The organism is Streptomyces albus subsp. albus (assembly GCF_000719865.1).
GTDB classification, from domain to species: domain Bacteria; phylum Actinomycetota; class Actinomycetes; order Streptomycetales; family Streptomycetaceae; genus Streptomyces; species Streptomyces albus_E.
In genome coordinates, this window is sequence record NZ_JOID01000066.1 from 1 (window position 1) to 2,326 (window position 2,326).

Consider the following 2,326-nt stretch of genomic DNA (forward strand, 5'->3'; position numbering starts at 1 on the left):
GACGACGAGGTCGCCGCCGAGGACGGGGAGTCCGGCGTAGGTGCGTTCGTAGCGGGTGTGGGTGGTGCCGTCCCGGTCCTGGACGACGTCGCGGACCAGGAGTTTCTCCCTGGCGCCGAGCTTCAGCGCGTCGGCGGTCTCCGCCGCGCCGGCTTCGGCGTCCTTGAGCAGGTCCGCCCGCTCGGCGGCGGAGAGGGGCGCGGGTTGTCCGCCGGAGGGGGTGCCCGCGGCGGGCGCGGCACCGGCCGAGGGGACGAGGGCGGTCGTGAACAGGGCTCCGGCGGCGAGAAGCGCGACCGGTAAGGCGCCCGGGGACATGCGGTGTGGGCTCACGCGGACTCCTACTGAGGTGGGGGGTCAGGAGGTGCGTTCCGAGGGGAGCGTGACACCCGCCCCGGCCGGGCACCAGGCCCGGCGGCGAAGTTGACCGAAGATCTCCGGGTCACCGCCAAACACGGAGGTGCCGGTGCGGTGCCGGGACACCGCACCGGCACACCGGTGCTCCGCCGTACGGAAGTGACGGAAAGGCTGTCAGGAAGGGGCCGCACACCGCCGGACGTGCGGCCCGCGCTCCTGCCGGCCGGGCGTCAGAAGGTCAGCTTCCAGCTGTCGATGTAGCCGGTGTCCCGGGCGTAGCTGTCCCGGACGCTGAGCTTCCAGGTGCCGTTGGCGCTCTCCGAGGAGGCGTTCACGGTGTAGGTCTCGCTGACGTCGTCGGCGGAGTCCCAGGAGCTGGCGCTCTTCAGCCGGTACGAGGTGCCGTCCGGCGCGATCAGGTCGATGACGAGATCACCGCGGTAGGTGTGGACGATCTCCACGCCGACCCGCAGGTCGGAGGGGGCGTTCCCGCTCCGGCCGCTGACGGTGACGGACGAGGTGACGGCCGAGCCGGCGTCCGGGATGGCGACGTCGTCGGTGGTCTCGTACGTCTCGCCGGTGTCGCCGCCGCCGTCTCCGGGACGGGTGCCGACGTTGACGCCCGCCCAGGCGTGGCCCACCGCTTCGTACGCCGCGCTGTCCGCGCCGAAGAGGTCGGCGGCGGCCTGCAGGGTCGCGGTGCGGGCGCGGGCGTAGTTGGTGCTGGAGGTCATGTACTCGGTCAGGGCCTTGAACCAGATCTTCTCGGCGTTGGCGATGCCGATGCCGGTGACCGGGAGGCCGTCCGAGGTCGGGCTGTCGTACCGGACGCCGTTGATCTCCTTGGCGCCGCTGCCCTCGGAGAGCAGGTAGAAGAAGTGGTTGGCGGGCCCGGAGGAGTAGTGGACGTCGACGCTGCCGATGCCCGAGTACCAGTAGTCCTTCGAACTGCCGTCCCGGGACGGCTTGTCCATGTAGCGCAGGGGAGTGCCGTTGCCCCGGATGTCGATCTTCTCGCCGACGAGGTAGTCGGCGGCGTCCTGGGCGTTGCCGGCGTGGAACTCGACGGCGGCGGCGAAGATGTCGGAGGTCGCCTCGTTGAGGCCGCCGGACTCACCGCTGTAGGTGAGGTTGGCGGTGGAGGAGGTGACGCCGTGGGTCATCTCGTGTGCGGCCACGTCGATCGAGGTGAGGGGCTTGGCGTTGCCGTCGCCGTCGCCGTAGGTCATGCAGAAGCAGGAGTCCTGCCAGAAGGCGTTGACGTAGGCGTTGCCGTAGTGGACGCGGGTGCGGGCGCCGGCGCCGTCCCCCTTGATGCCGCTGCGGCCGTGGACTTCCTTGTAGTAGTCCCAGGTCAGCGCGGCGCCGTAGTGGGCGTCGACGGCGGCGGTCTGGCGGTTGCCCGGCGTGCCGTCGCCCCAGACGTCGTCGGCGTCGGTGAAGAGGGAGCCCGAACCGCTGGTGCCGTTGTTCATGTCGTACGTCTTGTGGCTGCCGCGGCCGGTGTCCGTCAGCGTGTACGAGGGCGCGGTGCCGATGGTGACCCGTCCGGCGTACTGGCTGTTGCCGGTGCCCTTGTGGACGCCCTGCCAGCTGTGGAGTTCCTTGCCGGTGGTGGCGTCGGTGATGACGTGGAGTTCGTTGGGGGTGCCGTCCTCCTGGAGTCCGCCGGTGACGGTTTCCCAGGCGAGGACGGGGGTGCCGTCGCCGGCCCAGATGATCTTGCGGGGGGCCTTGGCGGTGGTGGCCTTGGCTCCGGCTTCGTCCTTGGCGGTGGCCAGGGCGGTCTTCTTGGCGGTGGTGGCGGTGACCTCGGTGCGGGTGGTGGGCACCTTGATGGTGGCCTTGGTCGCCTTGGTGACGCCCTCGCGCTTGCCGCTCCTGGTCTCGTGGACGACGAGGTCGCCGCCGAGGACGGGGAGTCCGGCGTAGGTGCGTTCGTAGCGGGTGTGGGTGGTGCCGTCCCGGT

At 70.9% G+C, this 2,326-nt stretch carries 1 protein-coding gene and 1 pseudogene; both read right to left on the reverse strand.

Annotated elements, in window-relative coordinates:
* Positions 1 to 318 (reverse strand): annotated as a pseudogene (locus IF83_RS0129340) (M4 family metallopeptidase); the annotation flags it as partial.
* A gap of 269 nt (positions 319 to 587) precedes the next feature.
* A partial coding sequence (locus IF83_RS30880) for a M4 family metallopeptidase (RefSeq protein WP_037682022.1) occupies positions 588 to 2,326 on the reverse strand: 1,739 nt, incomplete at its 5' end.